This window comes from Antrihabitans spumae (assembly GCF_043944905.1).
GTDB lineage: Bacteria > Actinomycetota > Actinomycetes > Mycobacteriales > Mycobacteriaceae > Antrihabitans > Antrihabitans spumae.
Map to the genome: position 1 here is coordinate 1 of NZ_JBIMSN010000116.1, position 16283 is coordinate 16283.

At 62.7% G+C, this 16283-nt stretch carries 10 protein-coding genes, 1 tRNA gene and 2 pseudogenes; 2 read left to right on the forward strand and 11 right to left on the reverse strand.

Annotated elements, in window-relative coordinates:
- The first annotated feature begins 211 nt into the window (after positions 1-211).
- Positions 212-2221 carry a 1-deoxy-D-xylulose-5-phosphate synthase gene (gene dxs / locus ACHIRB_RS23415; protein WP_395125333.1) on the forward strand — a complete coding sequence of 670 codons (2010 nt, stop codon included), beginning with the start codon at positions 212-214 and terminating at the stop codon, positions 2219-2221.
- Between the two features lie 381 nt (positions 2222-2602).
- On the opposite strand, the gene ACHIRB_RS23420 is transcribed toward dxs, so the two are convergent.
- From ACHIRB_RS23420 to ACHIRB_RS23445, 6 genes and pseudogenes are all read right to left on the reverse strand, one after another.
- Positions 2603-2815 carry an NHL repeat-containing protein gene (locus ACHIRB_RS23420; RefSeq protein ID WP_395125332.1) on the reverse strand — a complete coding sequence of 71 codons (213 nt, stop codon included), beginning with the start codon at positions 2813-2815 and terminating at the stop codon, positions 2603-2605.
- A 174-nt stretch (positions 2816-2989) separates the two neighbouring features.
- Positions 2990-4126, reverse strand: coding sequence for a WD40 repeat domain-containing protein (locus tag ACHIRB_RS23425; RefSeq protein ID WP_395125335.1), 1137 nt, complete (start codon positions 4124-4126; stop codon positions 2990-2992).
- Positions 4127-4252: 126 nt separating this feature from the next.
- A pseudogene (locus tag ACHIRB_RS23430) lies at positions 4253-4549 on the reverse strand (hypothetical protein); the annotation flags it as partial.
- Positions 4488-6398: pseudogene (locus ACHIRB_RS23435) on the reverse strand (nSTAND1 domain-containing NTPase); the annotation flags it as partial. The pseudogenes ACHIRB_RS23430 and ACHIRB_RS23435, both read right to left, overlap by 62 nt.
- Positions 6284-6892, reverse strand: a complete 609-nt coding sequence (locus ACHIRB_RS23440; protein WP_395125331.1) for an ATP-binding protein — start codon at positions 6890-6892, stop codon at positions 6284-6286. The pseudogene ACHIRB_RS23435 and the gene ACHIRB_RS23440, both read right to left, overlap by 115 nt.
- A gap of 1541 nt (positions 6893-8433) precedes the next feature.
- On the reverse strand, positions 8434-8706 hold the full coding sequence (locus ACHIRB_RS23445) for a hypothetical protein (protein WP_395125330.1): 273 nt from the start codon (positions 8704-8706) through the stop codon (positions 8434-8436).
- A gap of 141 nt (positions 8707-8847) precedes the next feature.
- Between ACHIRB_RS23445 and ACHIRB_RS23450 the strand changes: the two genes are divergently transcribed.
- Positions 8848-9867 (forward strand): carbohydrate kinase family protein, encoded by a 1020-nt coding sequence (locus tag ACHIRB_RS23450; protein ID WP_395125329.1) that lies wholly within the window; start codon positions 8848-8850, stop codon positions 9865-9867.
- Here the strand turns inward: ACHIRB_RS23450 and ACHIRB_RS23455 are convergent.
- The 5 genes from ACHIRB_RS23455 to ACHIRB_RS23475 all read right to left on the reverse strand — a co-directional run bounded on the left by ACHIRB_RS23455 (position 9827) and on the right by ACHIRB_RS23475 (position 16181).
- Positions 9827-10924 (reverse strand): hypothetical protein, encoded by a 1098-nt coding sequence (locus ACHIRB_RS23455; protein ID WP_395125328.1) that lies wholly within the window; start codon positions 10922-10924, stop codon positions 9827-9829. The genes ACHIRB_RS23450 and ACHIRB_RS23455 overlap by 41 nt on opposite strands.
- Positions 10921-12792 carry an ORC-CDC6 family AAA ATPase gene (locus tag ACHIRB_RS23460; RefSeq protein WP_395125327.1) on the reverse strand — a complete coding sequence of 624 codons (1872 nt, stop codon included), beginning with the start codon at positions 12790-12792 and terminating at the stop codon, positions 10921-10923. The genes ACHIRB_RS23455 and ACHIRB_RS23460 overlap by 4 nt, the downstream gene beginning before the upstream one ends.
- An 83-nt stretch (positions 12793-12875) precedes the next feature.
- Positions 12876-13973: a phosphoribosyltransferase-like protein gene (locus tag ACHIRB_RS23465; RefSeq protein WP_395125326.1), complete on the reverse strand. Its 1098-nt coding sequence runs from the start codon at positions 13971-13973 to the stop codon at positions 12876-12878.
- Positions 13974-13997: 24 nt separating this feature from the next.
- A complete protein-coding gene (locus ACHIRB_RS23470) occupies positions 13998-15842 on the reverse strand; it encodes a Cof-type HAD-IIB family hydrolase (protein ID WP_395125325.1) in 1845 nt (614 codons plus the stop codon).
- Positions 15843-16098: 256 nt separating this feature from the next.
- Positions 16099-16181: transfer RNA gene (locus ACHIRB_RS23475), tRNA-Leu, on the reverse strand.
- Between the last annotated feature and the right edge of the window lie 102 nt (positions 16182-16283).

Sequence of the window (16283 nt, forward strand, 5' to 3'; positions counted from 1 at the left end):
TCATCGATCAACACCAGGCAGCTTCTGCCGCCTGAGGTTGACACAGGGAGTGTCATCGGAGTACCCCCGCCGGTAACCAGTCTCGTACTACTTCATTATGTGCCCCCGGATCCCCCTAAAGGTCGTCAGTTGCAGATTATCAGCCTGCTTCAGGCTCGGCTTCGGATTCGTCGACAGTCTCCGATCACTGCAAGGTAAAGGCTGGATCACCATGCGCCTGCACTCAGGTTCGATCCTCGCGCGGCGGAGCGTTTCCGGCGGATCCCTGGGGAATCTGCTGATTCCGCAGACCCCGAAGCTGCAACCGGGTCTTCTCGCCAAGGTCAACACGCCCGACGATCTCCGTCAGCTGTCGTTGTCGGAGCTGACTGAGCTTGCGAAGGAAATTCGAGCGTTCCTCGTCCAAAAGGTGTCTGCCACCGGCGGGCATCTCGGACCAAATCTCGGTGCCGTTGAGCTGACCCTGGCGCTGCACCGCATCTTCGACTCGCCGAACGACGCAATCGTTTTCGACACCGGCCATCAGGCATACGTGCACAAGATCCTGACCGGCCGCAAGGACGATTTCGACGGACTGCGCAAGAAAGGCGGACTGTCCGGTTACCCAAGCCGCGCTGAGAGCGAGCACGATTGGGTTGAGTCCTCGCATGCGTCAGCCTCGTTGTCCTATGCCGACGGACTTGCGAAGGCGTTCGCCCTCAAAGGGCAAGATCGCCACGTCGTCGCAGTCGTCGGTGACGGTGCGCTGACCGGCGGCATGTGTTGGGAGGCGCTGAACAACATCGCGGCAGGCACGAGCAGGCCGCTCGTGATCGTCGTCAACGACAACGGCCGCTCGTACGCGCCCACCATCGGTGGTATCGCCGATCGGCTCGCCTCGCTGCGCCTGCAGTTCGAACACGAGCGCGCGCTTGACCTCGGCAGGCGCTGGGTGCAGCGGCTTCCATGGGTCGGGCACTCCACGTATTCGCTCATTCGCGCCGTCAGGGCGGGCATCAAGGATGCGGTGAGCCCACCGGCTCTGTTCGAGGACCTCGGTATCAAGTACCTAGGGCCGGTGGACGGTCACGACGAGGTGTCGCTCGAGGCCGCGCTGCGCCGGGCCAAGGACTACGGCGGCCCCGTGATCGTGCATGCCGTCACCCACAAAGGGATGGGCTACGCGCCCGCGGAGAACAACGTAGCCGACCAGATGCATTCATGCGGTCCGATCGATCCGCTGACCGGAAAAGCGATCGCCTCCGGCCTGTTGTCGCAGGACTGGACGTCGGTCTTCTCGTCGGAGTTGATCGAGCACTCCGAACGGCGCGACGACATCGTCGCGATCACCGCCGCGATGGCGGGACCCACCGGACTTACCGCCTTCGGCAACCGATTCCCTGACCGCCTTTTCGACGTCGGTATCGCCGAGCAGCACGCAGTCACGTCGGCGTCTGGCCTTGCACTCGGCGGCATGCATCCCGTGGTCGCCATATACTCGACGTTCCTCAATCGTGCCTTCGATCAGCTGCTCATGGACGTGGCGCTGCTGAAGCAGCCCGTCACCCTCGTACTCGATCGGGCGGGAGTAACCGGCTCCGACGGGGCAAGCCACAACGGCATGTGGGACTTCTCCATTCTCGGCATCGTTTCGGGGATGCGCGTTGCGGCCCCGCGCGATGCCGCGTCACTGCGCGAAGAGCTCGCCGAAGCACTGGCCGTCAACGACGGACCCACCGCGCTGCGGTTCCCGAAGGGTGCTGTCGCCGAGGACATCTCGGCGGTCGAGCGACTCGACGGTGTCGACGTGCTCCGCATGCCGACACAGCGAAGCGGCGACGTCCTGCTCGTCGCCGTCGGCCCGTTCGCAGGGCTCGCACTGGATGCTGCCGACCGCCTGGCGAGCCAATGCATCTCCGCTGCCGTCGTCGACCCGCGGTGGGTGCTCCCAGTGAACGATGCGATGGTCAAGCTCGCCGAGGACTTTCGACTTGTCGTCACGATCGAGGACAGCGGCGTCCAGGGCGGCATCGGATCGGCGGTGTCTGCTGCGCTGCGCGCCGCAGGTCTCGATGTGCCCAGCCGCGACCTCGGAGTTCCACAGCGATTCTTCGAACACGCCTCGCGGGATCAGATCCACCGCGAGGTCGGCCTCACCGCTCAAGATGTCGCGCGACGCGTCACGGGCTGGGTAGCCGCGCTCGAACCCGTTGCGCCGTGGCTCAACACCAATGGCCAGTGACACAATCCAGGCAAGATCGTTCTCGACCTCGCGGTCACACTCACGTTCATCAGTGGTCACTGCCCGCGCGGAGGGTGCTGGGAATCGAAAGGGGCCGAACTAGCAACAGCTCTCGCTGACGTGCCAGTTCATGCAATGTTGGACAGTGCGAACCCCGCGGCTATGCGGAAGAGTCGATGCTGTTGTTCGCCGATTCCGGCGGCACCGGCAAGTGGGGTCACAGCGTGTGGCCACGCAGATTTCCGAGCAAGTCGACAATCGCAGTCCTCCGCGAGGACAACGCCCAGTTGGGAATAGATGCAGACGGCACCGGCCGCCGGCCGGAACATGGCGGGCTCGGGCGTCAGAGGAGCTGGGCGTTAGGGAGCAGTCGTGAGGAAGCTAGTTCTTGGGCAGCATCTTGATGGTTCCTCCGCGCAGCTCGGCGAAGATCAGATTGCCGGCGGTGTCAATGGCGAGGCCCTCGGGGTCTTGCAGACCACCCTGCAGAAGGGTGGGAGTGGCGTCAGTGTTGCGTAGGTATTTTAGGTTGCCGGCGCCGAATTGGCTGCCGAATTCGCTGACGAAGGTGGTGCCGCTGGAATCGACGGCCACACCCGCGCACTTCACAAGCAAGTGCCTGCGAGAAAAAAGTACCTAGAGATACGACCGCGAAACTCTTTTTACCCACAATGATCTTTTCGCCGATGCCGGCTTCTTTCGATCCCCGACGCGGGTACCGAGATTGCTCAGGTCCAGCGCGGCTAGTGACGGCATCGAGCGAGGATCTCACGAAGCGGCAGCCGGACACGGCGCTGTGAACGGCACGCCGGGCAGGTGTTGGGTCCATTCGTCGCGGGTGAGGATCGCGGCGGTGTGGGAGCACAGCTGTTCGGTCACGGCATCGGGATCGGTGCTCCAAGTGCGTAGGGTCCGATCGGGACCGCCAGCTGTGAAGCTGTCGCCGTTCGGGCCGTAGGCGACGTCGTTGACCCTGCTCCCGTAGCTGTAGAGGACCGCGAATTCGGTTGGCACAGTGGGGTTGGTGATGTCCCACACCCAGATCTGGTCGTTGCCGATCCCTGCAGCCATCCGGGTTGCCTGCGTGTTGATGGTCAGCGACGACATCACCGCGCCCGCGGGCCCGCTGACCTGAGCGACCTCTTGGGTCGCGCTCGGATATGTGAGGTTCCAGAGCCGGATCGTTTTATCCTCGCTTCCCGCAGCGAGCAGTCGTCCAGAGAATTCCACGACACTGATCGTGTCCTTGAATCCGCCGAGGGTCCCGATCTGGTGGATGGCTTCGACCCCGCCACCCAGGTCCCAGATGTTGATGGTGGTGGCGGTCGCCACAGCCAGTAGTTGACCGTCGCTACTGACCGCAAGCAGTTGCACGAGGTCACCGTTGTCCAGCATCCGCACGGGACGGGGTCGACTGGTGTCGGACCGGTCGATCACGGTGACTTTCATACTGTCGGACGAGGCTGCAAAGAGTAGTTCGCCGTGCGGGGTCATCGCGAGGGCTCCGACGAAACTGTCGGTGGCGCCCGCGATCGGCTCGCCCGTTCGCTGGGGCACCGGTTGGCTCAGGTCCCAGGTGTACACGGTGCCGTTGGCGGTGCCCGCGGCCGCGACTTGGCCGTCATCGGAGATGGCGGCGACTCCTGAGAGGTATTCGGCGCCGTCGAATTTCATCGCGGGTGCGCGTTCGTAAACATGCCGTGGGTCGGCGATGTCGAAGATCCGCAGCATGTTCGCGGTTTCCAGGATCGCCCCGTCAGCGTCTCGGTCGGGGGCGAGCCCGACCAGCGCGGTGCGACCTGCGGTGTCGGCGGGCAGGGTGAAGATCCGACCACGCAGCGATGGTGTGACCGGCCCAGGTAGCGGCCATTGATCGATGAATCCGTCGGTACGAGTCCCGATCACGGTGTCCTCGTTGAGGAATCGGACCGAAGTCACTGGGGCGGCACCGGGCAGCGTGACCGGGTCGGTGGTGGAGTCGAGTCCGACGAGCCGGATGTTGTTGTCCGAGCTCGCTGCTGCGATTCGGCTGCCGTCGGGGCTGAAGGCGACGCCGTTGACGTAGCTTGTGAATCCGGTGTGGTGCGCGATATCGCGTGGACGCGTGGGGTCGGTGAGGTCGAGAACGGTGACCTCGTTGGCTCGGGAGCCGACCGCGAGCTCGTCGAGCCGGGGTCGAACGCGAGGTCGAGGACGCGTGCGTCGCTGCGCGCATCGGGTAGCTGCCCAGCAGGACGGGTACGGGCACAGCACGCGACCACACCTGGACCGTGGCATTGTTGCCGCCGACGGCCAAGAATCTGCCGTCGGGGCTGTAGGCGACCGCATAGGTGGCGGCGGTGTCCGCGTCGAGCGGCGCCGCGGACACCGCAACGGTCCCGGATGGGTCGACGCTCCACCGCACGGTGCCGGTGTCGGTGCCCGCAGCCAGTTCGCCCCCGTCCGGCGACCAGTCCAGGTCGTCGACGCTGCCCTCGAACGTGGCCAGTTGCTTGCGGTTCTGGAGGTCGGTGAGATCCCACAGACTGGCACCGTGCACGCCGCCGACTGCGAGGTGGAAGGGCCGCCCCGGCCGGAATGCAGCGGTATGCAGGTTCTCCTGCGCCGCCTCGATCGTGGCGAGCGCAGGTCGTCCCGGGTGCTGCGGATCGAACAGACGCACCTTCCCGTCGTTGCCGGTCACCGCCATCAAGTTGGCGTCATCGCTGACGGCCATCGCGGCTGGGCCAGGGACGGTGGGGGTGCGCACCGGGGTCGGGGTGGCGGTGGAGTCCAGTAACGCCGAGCGAGCCTCGACGGTGGGCGAAATCTTGTAGGCCGCCAACGCCAGTTGCTGCGCCAACCCGGGGTCGCGGTCGCGCAGCAGTTGGAATTGCAGCGCTGCCTGCCGGGACCAGGCCTGTGCGTTGGTGGTGTTGAGTTGGCTATTCTTGACTGCGAACCCGACTCCGGCCGCGGCCGCGCACACGATGGCGATCACCGCGACGACGAGCAGTCTGGTGCGGAGCCGCACTCCCTGCTGGAGTTGGCGGGTGTGTTCGCGTTCGCGTTCGAGCTGAGCGAGTTCACGGTCGCGTTGCCGGTTCGTGTGCGCTACGCTGGCGGCGACGAACTCGGTTTCGACGGTGTTCAGGTCGGCAGCGATGTCGTCGCGACCCGCCCACTCGGCGAACTCCTCGGTGCGTCCAGGGGTCAACAGGTGGCTTTCGGGGCGGTCACGCCGATCCCAGTCCTGGGCTTCGTCACCGAGTCGGCGGTGACGCCAAATCGTGGCGCGGTTGTCTTCGATCCATTTGGCCAAGGTGGGCCATGCAGTCAACAACGCTTCGTGGCTGAGTTCATAGCCGGTGGCGGTCACGGTGATCAACCGGCGAGCGACGAATCGCTCGAGGACGACATCGATGTGCTCGTCGGTGACATCGGTCCAGTTCAGTTCGGCGATCGCGACGCGACGCCGCGCCAAAGACTGTTCACCGACGACGACCGCGCGGGTCATCAACCGGCGGGTGAGCCTCTGTTGATCCTCGCTGAGCGCGTCGTACACCTCGTTCGCGCTGTGCGCGACCGCGTGGCGTACGCCGCCCGTGCGGTCGTAATGTTCGTAGGTCAGTCTCCGCGCGGTCTTGGTGACCTTTGTCCAATCAACCCGTTCCCACATCGCGCGCAGTACGTGCGACAGCAGCGGCAGGATCCCGGGATCCGCGGTGCCGTCGCCAACCTCCAGGTCGTCACGTAGCCGGGTCAACAGCGCGGGATCGATGACGAAATCCCGGCCCCCACGGGCCGCGGGTTCGACGATGACCTGTTTGAGCTGCTCCCATGTCATCGGGGCGAGCGGAATGTGTGATCGAGTGATCGCCGCGTACAGCACCGGTTCGCCCAACGCATCCGGGTAGTAGTCGGCGCGCAACGCGACCACGACCGCGACCGATGGCTGCCGGGCCCACACGGACAGCTCCTGCAGGAACTGCTGCTGACTGGCCGCACTGCCGCGCCGTTGTGGACGTGCCCAGGCGCCACCATCCGGTGACTGGGTCCACAACTCTTCGAACTGATCGACGATCACCACCAACTGTTCACTGCCCGCTTCGTGCTGCGCGCGCGCCGCCCGAAGCGCTCCGTCCGGATCCTCACCGGGGGTGAACCTGACGCTCGGTGACAATCCGGTGCGCAGCACGGTGTGAGCAGCGACGTCTTTCCGGCCCCGGACGCGCCGGTGACGGCGACGATGCCGCACGCGGTGTCCTCCCATGCACGGGCCACGGCAGCGCGAAGCCGCTGCTGCACGTCGTCGCGACCGTAGAAATCCTCGGCCTGGTCGGGCGCGAAAGAGGCCAGGCCCGGCCACGGCGAGTCGATCGCCGCACCGGGTTTCGGAGTTTCCCCGATGCGGCGTGCGGCCTGTACCCACTCCCCGATCTCGGTCTCGGGGACCTGCAAGATCCGCAACAAGGTCCGCAACTGGTCGGTCAGGTTCACCGACGGCACCGAGTTGCCGACCATCCAGTTCGCCAGCGTCCCAGCCCGGATCAGCTCGCCGCGCCGCTTCGATTCTCGTGCGATCGCGGTCTGCGACAGATCCAGCCGTTGCGCTCGACGGGTCAGCGCCTCGCCGAAATCTTTTCGAGACATGAACTCGGCGGGACGATCCCGAGATTCCACACCGCTCATCCCACGAATCCTCACACTCAGCATCGCCGCCACGGCGGCGGGTTACCGACATCGTCCCGCAAAACAGCTGCTTGGACCCACTTGTCCACGGCACGCCGTCCGCTCGGGCGCTGTACCAGTGAAGGTGTCACACATTCGAGGCCATCGAAATCAGTAGCCTACGAAAGGAATTGAAGCAATGTTCTCTCTGCGCACTGCGGCCTTGCCCTCGAACACAGACTGCAGTCGGAATTCAGTCCGCCGCTTAACGCGCGTCGGCGAACGAGCAGCGGCGAATGGCGTGACCGTAACCTGGCAAATAGCCGGTCTCGTGGCGCCGAACACGTCGGAGCACTTCCAATCCTTTGCGAGCAGGTACTCATCGAATGGGCGGCGCTCGCTGCCGTTGACTGTCTTGAAAGTCGGTCGGCGCCCGTGGTGGTCACGTCAGTAGGACGGGTCGCATTCCCCCGATCACTAATCTGGACTGGCGCTTCCTTTGCCTAATACGCTCACAACCACCGAGACACCAGCAGCATCCTTACTGTGCAATCCCGCCATTCAGTGCTCGATCACTCATCGGCCCGGCTCGCTATCGTGACCACCGAGTCAACGCCTGGGTGGTCGACCGTTGCAATCGTTGGTTCGAGTAACAGGGCGATCTTCGCGTTGTTCCCGCGATAAGGCCTCCGAAGCTCCTTGTCCGCCATGGTGATTAGTCCGCGCAACCAGAACCGGCCAGAAAGTAAAACACCGATCCCCAGACCTACCCGTGGACAACTTTCCGACGAAAAAGCAAGGTTTCGAGCGACCGGTGGCGGGACGCATGCTATGCCGACCCGCGGCACCATACACCCGACTTAGCTACCGAGAATGTCGTTGATCGTTAGCGATCTGGTCAATCAGCTCCGAGCAGCGCGCCCATCGACAATCACGGCCCCATCCGACCAATACCGCGCTGGCTGGCGACGAACAATCGTCGCGGCTTAGACCTCGGCCGTCCTCAAGAATCACGAAGTCGTCATCTCCTCCGGAGGCACAACAGTGACGTCATACTTGACCAGCGGCACCCTGTCCCCGAGGCGTCCACCGAAGAACCCGATTTCGTCCAGCGAGGCTCCCCCGACCTCCAGATAACGACGATGATGACGCGACGCAACCCGCGTTTGGCGATCACTGAATCGACCCTGCTGTTTCAGTAGCCCCAAGTTTGAGCTCGTCGTGCGGTCGCTCGACCGGCCCATGGTTGACATGGAACCGCGCCGTTGCGTGTGCCGAAAAGTTTGACCCCGGCCGCCGACGCCGCGCGCGCCCGCAAATTGTCTTGGACGCCGATAAATATCTGGCCGATTGTGCAGCGGCCCGCCGCACAATCAGTCTGCTCGTCTGAGCGACATCACATCGACGTCGCGGACTTCGGCTTGTCGGAAGGCTGACATCCGATCAGTTACCGATGAAGGGCGCCGCCCGGTGTCTGTCCTACACGTTTCACGATCGCCCGTGCTCAGGCGGAGTGTCCGAAAGCACCTACTGGACCGGGCCTCCATTCAGCTGTTGCCATCCTAATCCTCAAGTAGCCGAGGCCGTTCTTCGGCGATCTTCGCTGCGAGCTCCTCGACGGCGACCTTGAATCGAGCGTCTGTAACGCGCAGGTGCGACAGATATGCGTGGACGGCCTCGTCGATGACTTGCTGCGTGCTACCGAAGCCGAAAAACCCACGTGCGAGGTCGATTTCGCGCCGAGTGCGCTGCGTCATCCGGTAACCGGAGGGCTCGGCTGGTTCCGCTCGCCGCGGACGGCCGCGAGCCATGGACTCGGAAGTGTTGACGCTCATCGCGGTCACGCCTCCCTCGCCGAGTGAACCGTTTCCCGGATAAATGAAACAATGTATCGTAAAATAATACCTGACCAACAGTCGCATTGATGCTGGCATGATTAGATCCCGTCTCGGTAGCGGATCGTCGAAGGGGCTTGAATGGCCGATCAGCGGGTTGTTTGCGCGGGATACACCGTCGTCGATGTCTGCGTCGATGACTCCACCGTGATTTCCCACCGCACCGGCGGAACTGCGGCGAATGTCGCCTCAAACCTTGCGTGGCTCGGACGGGGCCAGGTCGACCTGGCGGTGCGAATCGGTTCCGATCCGGCAGGCCGGTTGATCCAAGCGGAAATGCGGGCGTTCGGCGTCGGCGTCGAGCATGTCGAACTAGATCCCGAGGTCCGCACTCCAGTCCTCATTCACGACGTCACCAATGCTCGCGAGCCCCGCTATCTGTTCAGCTGTCTCCATTGTCGGCGCCCATCTGCAAGCTTCCGCCCAATCACGACCGACACGGTAAGGGAGGTGTGTTCCCCTACGCCGGCGACGTTCTTCTTCGACCGTGCCAGCGCAGCGGCGTTGGCAACCGCCGAGCTCGTTCGCGCCTCGGGCGGGATCGTCATGTTTGAGCCAAACGGCGTCGGCAGGGAACAGCTGACGACGCGGGCGATCCAGATCGCCTCGATCGTAAAGTTCAGCAGCAGCTGCAATTCAAGGCTGCCGGTGCTAGTTGACGATGGACCTTTGGGCCAGGTCCAGATCCGAACCGAGGGCGCGGAGGGACTGCTATGGCGCACCGTCGGTCAGTCTTGGCGCCGTCGCCGAGCGCACACGTGCGCGATAGTCGACAGCGCCGGCGCAGGCGACTGGGTGACTTCGGGTTTTCTACACTTCGTTTCCACACGCGGTGAACTCTCGACGCGCGGCATAGGCGCCGCGCTTGATTTTGGCCAGGCAGTCGCGGCGTCATCGTGCGAGCACATAGGAGCCCGGGGAATGACGGCGGCGCCAGCGAACGCGGTCCGGGCGCAGTTAGCGGCCCGAGGACTATCTTCGCAAACCCAATTCGACATCGCGCTGCCACATCCAGGATCGGATGTGGCGTGTGCGATGTGTCTGTCGTCGGACCCGTTCATCAGCGAACGTACGGCTGACCTCGTAACCACAGCGCGGTGAGGCGGTCGCCGGCGCGCGTTTCATCGACGTACTGGTCGTCGGCCACGCTGTAGCGATTTGCTCGCATCGCAACGATCGGCAGCTCGAACTCGTAGGCAGCCAGCAGCGCGCCAATGCTCAGCAGTTTGCTGCCGTGCACACTGATATGTACCAGGGCACCGCCTAGCGGTTCCAGTGTTGTCTTGTAGTCGGTGTTGAATCTTGCAAGCGTGCGATACAGATCGAACGGATTCCCTTCTGCGGCGTAGATCAGATTGTTGGGCCCGATTTCGTATCGGTCCAGGAGTAATTCGCGATGGACGTCAAGAATCTCGTCCGGAAGTCGTGGATCCAACGCGGGAAATGGGAGTATCGGGCATACCTCCCGCGGGCCGATGAATTCGGCGATACGGCTAAGCGTGTCCTTGCCTCTCACGCCGAGCACCGGCGTCCACACCCGCACTCGCTTATCAGTGCCTCGCGGTCGGAAGCCCGCCAGCATGTGCGGCACACCGAGACTTGCTTTGTGGATACTGTGGTCGAGCTGTGGGTTTGCGGTGACGAGAACTTGCAATTCGCTCGGCGCTCCCTCCTGCCCACACACATCGAGCAACGCCCGCAACGGTGGGAAGGACAACGACGTGGGGAATGCGCTGACGTCGAAAGCAACTGCGGTGACACCTTCCAGCATGGACGTATCGGTCAGCTGCTGAGCTAGCACTCGCCCCACACTTGATGCGTCGTGAACTTCTGGGTACGGCAAGCGCACCAAACGGTCGCCCACTAGATCGTTCAGCTCGGCGGTATGTTGCTCTCGGTGGCGCAGCGTCAGCGACTCTCCCGGTGAACTCGGCGGCTGCGGATCAACAGCAACAACTCGCGGAACACCGACAGCTGCGACGAATCGTCGCAGCGCACTGAGACATCGCGGGTCAAACCCTTCGGACAGCACGAACAGCGCCGACTCCGGCGACTCGAATCCTGCGCGCAACAGCGAATCGACAGCGCTCTCACCATCCGGGTCGTCCGAGGCCATGACAGGATCGCGCCATTGAAGCAGCGGCGGAGCTGCGGTCACAGGAGTCGCCCTTGCTCGGCAAACGTGCTCGGGTCGACGAGCCACTCGGCCATAGCGCGCAGCTTCCTTTCTCGGAAACCGCCCAGCAGCAGTGGCAGATGGAATCGCGGGCAAAGCAGACGATTGAGGTAGATCACCATCCAGCGATCACCCTTGACGCTGTAGTCGAGCTCAATCCACACGACGTTATGCGCGATCGCGCTCGCGAGGGCACGTCGCAAATGGTCGGCGCCAGGATGTCGCGCCCGTTGCTTCGGGTCAATTAACCGGCGTTGGTCGGCCATGCTCAACGCGGTTCCAGTCACACCAGGCGGGTACGGAATCGTCGGTTTCGCCGCCTCTGTCGCCGCAAGATCGGCGATCTTTTCGATGAGTCGCTGGATCAGGAATCCGTCCGGAAGTCTGTCGAGTTGGTTCCAGTAGCGGTCACTAGCTCGTCGGACGATCCGATCTTGAGTCGCGGCGTCCAACTCGACTGCTTTGTTCGTCCTTGCACGGACCTGCAGGTGGGCGAAAAGGTCACCGGACAACTCAAGGAATTGTTCAATGTTCGAGCTGGCCAAGCGCGCTAGGGCGTCGGTGCCATGATAGTAAGGCAGGTCAAATCGGTTCGATACCGCGAGCATCGCAGCTTCGCGCAGCGAACTGTCCCCCCGGCGCCCGATTTCTTCTTGTGGCAACGCCATTTCATCGAAGAACAGCTCCTGCTGATGGCGCGCCTTGTCGCGTGCGATCAGAACGCCGATTTCGGCGAGCCGAGCCAACCGATCCCTTCCGCGCCATTGCTCGGCGCCGTTGAGCCATTTGATGTAGCGGTTCGAGCCCAGCGTCAATGCTTGCAATTCAGAGGCGAGGGAGTCGGCGGCAGTTTCGAACTTTCGCGCCAGTTCTTCGTCGTCCTCGGTCGGAAAGAATCCGCTGAAGGACTCCTCGCCGACCCCGAGTCGAGAGACCGCTAGATTGCCCCGTTTGTCGGCAATGTCGATCAGCATCGCCCGATATCGCGTCGGGGTCATCCGTTGGACTGGACTGCTGGCGTCGAATGAGCGGCCGGTGCGTTCGCGGGAGAAGGACTCAAGCTCGATAATTTCGTAGTCGCGCCCCGCTTGCCCAGCGCCGATTAGCTCGTTGTCAGCCATCGCGCGGGATTGGACCCCGACCCACCGCGCGACTGTCGTCTCGCGGTCGCTAAGTTCAGTCAGCAGTCGGCTACGCTGATTGGCCGAAAGGCTTTGGCCCTCATCCAGCATGATTACGGGCAGCATTCGTAACTCTCTCGCTGCCACGAAGATTCGTGCACCGCTGAGCGCTTGTAACGCGTAGACATGTTGATGCCCGTCTGGCAGCGTATGCCCGCGAACTACCAACCGATCGAGGACATCGAGGATTTCGTTTTCCGCTACCTCGCAAGCTGCCAAGAGCTGCGTTCCGCTAGGGCCACCCATGCGTCGAAGGGCCGTAACTGCACGTACGTTGTCGGGATCGGCCTTGATCTGGACGGCCGATGCCCTCTCAGGCGGCTCGCCGGCAACGACGAGTGCCGCGCGAACAAGCGCGCTAACTATTCTCGCGTCGAGTAGTCGGTTGAGGATGCGCTGCTGGTGCTCGGCGTCGCCCCCGACATCTGCTAGCGACAAAAAGTCGTACTTAAGATTGACCCTTACGCCCAGCAGCTGGGGACCCTCCTCGCCGATCGCATCGAAATCGCATAACGCTTCATAAGTTGGTTTGACGACAGTCGGATGTCGCGAGATCCAGGCAAGTGTGTCTGCGCTCAGCGCCCTCATCAAGCTCGTCTTTCCCGCACCCGGGGCGCTGCGAATCACGAGGAGTTGATGCCACGGCTGCGCCGGCAGGACTTGCAACATCTGTGGCGCGAAGGATCGTGCGAACTCCTTGTGCTCACCTGGGGTGTCGCTGTGCCGACTGCGAAACGGATTCGACGGCCCTCTCATGGCCGATCCTTGTGGTGCCGTTCGTACCGGGGGAATAGAGCGTGGCGGTTTTTGTCGCCACGCCCGGTGCTGTCTGCCCAGAGCGGACACACGCTGTTGTTCGGCGCATTGTGATGCAACACCAGAGGCAATGCACAGTCACGATATCCCAGGGCGGCATAGCTCTTGTGCTCGTCTTCGAGGTCGCTATCCCAGAATTTCCGGCAATCTGCTAACAGCTCCGGATCGGTGATCTTGCTCGACCGCGGGATCAATTGCATCACCCGCAGGTCCCACGGCAACTTCGCTTCGGCCAAAGTTTTCCGGATATGATCTGCGGCTTCCTCGCTCGCGATGTAGAGCAGAATCGTTGCGTCGTAGTTCTTTTCGAGTAGCGGCGGATGATTGCCAGCGTTGGCGACCTGGGCAATCGCGCAGCGGAACTTCTCGATCTTTCCTTTTAGCCGACGGTTGCCGTCGGCGTCTTCGACGCTCCAGTTGATAAGGCTAGTACCACTGCCGTAGAAATCATCGACAAGCACGACGTGCGAGAACGCCCGTTCTGCAGTCGACTCCATTATTGCCAGCGCATTGTCGAGCTTCTCCACCAACTCAGCTGCACGATCGCTGGCGCTGTGGACCGTGGCGGCGTACTGCTCGTGAGACAGATCGACGTTCGATCGTCGCAGCTGGTCGAGCCGTGCGCCGTCGGACAGTCCGACGATCAGTGTCCGACGCTGCTCCTCACGAAATTCCAGAGATGCCGTCACTTCGGCAATCCGGTGATGGGGTAGCCCGATCCGTTCCGCGGTTCGGCGAATGAACACAGGCCGAAGGACAGTTTCGTATGCCGTCGCGATGAGGTGATCAAGCTCATGTGCACTCACGAATACCATCGTCTCGAGAACGAATTCCAGCCACCGTCGGCGTGCAGGCTCCTCGAATTCCTGCAGCCACCGGGCCAGACTTTCCAGAAACCGCTGACCCGCCCGGAATCCTTCGTAACTGTCCCACTTCCACGCAGCCTTTGCTTCTAGCCGAGGCAGAATCGAGTCAAGATCGTCTCCAAGGTCGACGACCGCACTCAGAAGCTCCCCTGCAAGCTCTGTCTTCATCGTTGTAGCCCAGACGGTCCGGGCTCACGCCAGCAGCTCGTCGAGACGAACGGTCGCAGTGCCATCGGCTGCGGTGATTGCCCGGAGGTAGGACACAAGTGCATCCGGACCTTTGCGGCCGGGCGCGGCGACATTCCAGCAGCGATCAGGATCTGCCGAAACCTCATCGACCGACAAGCCGATGCCGACGCTCGCAAGCAGCTCGAAGTCATTGCCACCCAGTCCCCCTCTGTCACCGACTGCGATGATCTTTGTCGCGTCGCCGTGTAGCGATTCGATGATATTCAGTTTCGACGATGCCGTGGGGACGACATCCAGGCTGTGTCCGCTCGCGTGGACCTTGAGCTGCGCGCCCGATGCAGCAACGATCGACCGGACGATGTTCTCCACAGCTACGCACGACAGAGTCGTCGGTCCGTCACCATCGATCGTGACTTGACCGAGACGCCCGGTCACACGGAAGCCGGTGCCGACGAGCGTCGATTGCAGATGCTCGGACAACTCACCTAGCACACCGTCGCTATCACATCGCGGCGCGACATCGTCATCGAGACCTTGAATAAGACCGCCGTTGTACATCCCAATGCGGACATGGACCCACAAGCTCGGAGGTACCCACTGTCGTAGCGATTCGTGCAACGAACGGCCTCTCCCACTGCAAAAGCCAACGGCGACACCGTGTTCGAGAAGGCGAATAATCTCGTAGGTCACCTCGGGGCGTAGCGGTTCAAGTCGGCCGGACGTGGTGCAGCAAGTACCGTCGTAGTCCAGAACAACACCGGTAGCCACTACACTTTCCGCACGAACCAGCCAAGAATCGAAATGGCGTGCGTACAGTTGACGCCCCGTATCGGAACCTCGGGGGATGTTCGCGGCGAGTAGTTTGCGGGAGACCGCCTCCTGCTTGGTGTTTGATGCGATCCGCGACGATTGATGGGTCCATTTCAGGTGGTAAAGGCGGCGGCCAGCGGCGGCAACCGCTGGGCGCCCGGGGTCGATCTGGTGTGCTGTCGCGAGGCGACCGAAAAGGTGCATTCCTCCGACGAGACAATCGAGTGCGCCGGCCGGAAATTCAGATTGCGTGTCCAGGATCGTGATCTGGTGGACCGGCGGTAACAACGCAACTGTTTGAGCGGCCAGTTTGCGGCTCTCGGGACCTTTGATCACGAGCAGCGCCGTCTGCTGACCCTCACGGGCCAATCCGACATGGCGGCCGTGTGCGATGCTGCGAAGATCGGCGACTTGGACGGCCGCGACACCGCTTTCGCTGATTCGCGTCTCGAAGTCCCACGCAGCTAACCGATGTTCGGCTCCGTGCAGCACGACGATGCGGCCAATCTTGGGCGAGAGCACTTCATCGGGCGCTTTCTGTATGTAATTAAGCGTGCTGGGAAGCAGGTAGCCCGCTGCGCTCACCCAGGCAGTCGTCATTGCCAGCAGGCTGTTAGTGGCGAGAAAGCCGTCCGACGTCACGGCAGGCACTGTGACGATTCGGTCGAAGAATACTGAAAGCGCCGGATCAAGATCATCTACCGTCCGCTGTGTCACAAGTACGACGGGACCGATCGATTGCTCGCGTGCAGCGCGGGCGGCCTCCGCGATGTCCGGATGTCGAGCCCGCGCTGAAAACATCACAATCGCTGCGCAAATATTCGTGCCAATGTTCGCGACGAACGCCAAAGGAGTCAGGGAGGTCGCGGCTTGCCCGGTTCGGCGCATGTGTTCTTGGGCCGCGAACGCCGCGAGCGTCAAGGTCCCCCCGGTACCGATAAAGACGACCGGACCCGAATCTATTGACCGCAGCGCCGCCGCCAGCGCCGCCAGCGGCGCGGCCGAGGCGAGTTCATAGGTCCGGCCCAGCTCGGACAACTCAATTGAATACCGTCGGCCCACGTACTCGGCGCCTTTCCCCTCGAAGAAGTAGATATGCAACCGTAACCGGCGGCACCGACAACCAAACCGCCGTCAGCGAGCCAGCAGTAGTGGTGGTCGGATGAGTCGAGACACGGGTGCCGCTTCCGACTACTTCAACGCTTGTTCTATCGCGCCCAGCGCAAAACACAAAGGTCACGACCTCTTTTGAGTTCGTGACCTAATGCACCGCAGTTCGTGGAACTGCTCGTTGTGGGCGAAGGGGGACTTGAACCCCCACGTCCCGAAGGACACTGGCACCTGAAGCCAGCGCGTCTGCCATTCCGCCACTCGCCCGAGCGACCGCCGAACATTATCACGACTGCAGGGCAGCTACCGAAACGCCTGTTGGAGGGACTTCCGCGTCGAGGTGTTACGGGTGTGGACAATGATAGATAT

Excerpts from the sequence above, each read along its gene's own strand:
- ACHIRB_RS23440 (WP_395125331.1), bottom strand. The coding sequence starts at position 6,892 with ATGAGCGGTGTGGAATCTCGGGATCGTCCCGCCGAGTTCATGTCTCGA.
- ACHIRB_RS23450 (WP_395125329.1), top strand. The coding sequence starts at position 8,848 with ATGGCCGATCAGCGGGTTGTTTGCGCGGGATACACCGTCGTCGATGTC.
- ACHIRB_RS23460 (WP_395125327.1), bottom strand. The coding sequence starts at position 12,792 with ATGTTGCAAGTCCTGCCGGCGCAGCCGTGGCATCAACTCCTCGTGATT.
- ACHIRB_RS23445 (WP_395125330.1), bottom strand. The coding sequence starts at position 8,706 with ATGAGCGTCAACACTTCCGAGTCCATGGCTCGCGGCCGTCCGCGGCGA.
- ACHIRB_RS23465 (WP_395125326.1), bottom strand. The coding sequence starts at position 13,973 with ATGAAGACAGAGCTTGCAGGGGAGCTTCTGAGTGCGGTCGTCGACCTT.
- dxs (WP_395125333.1), top strand. The coding sequence starts at position 212 with ATGCGCCTGCACTCAGGTTCGATCCTCGCGCGGCGGAGCGTTTCCGGC.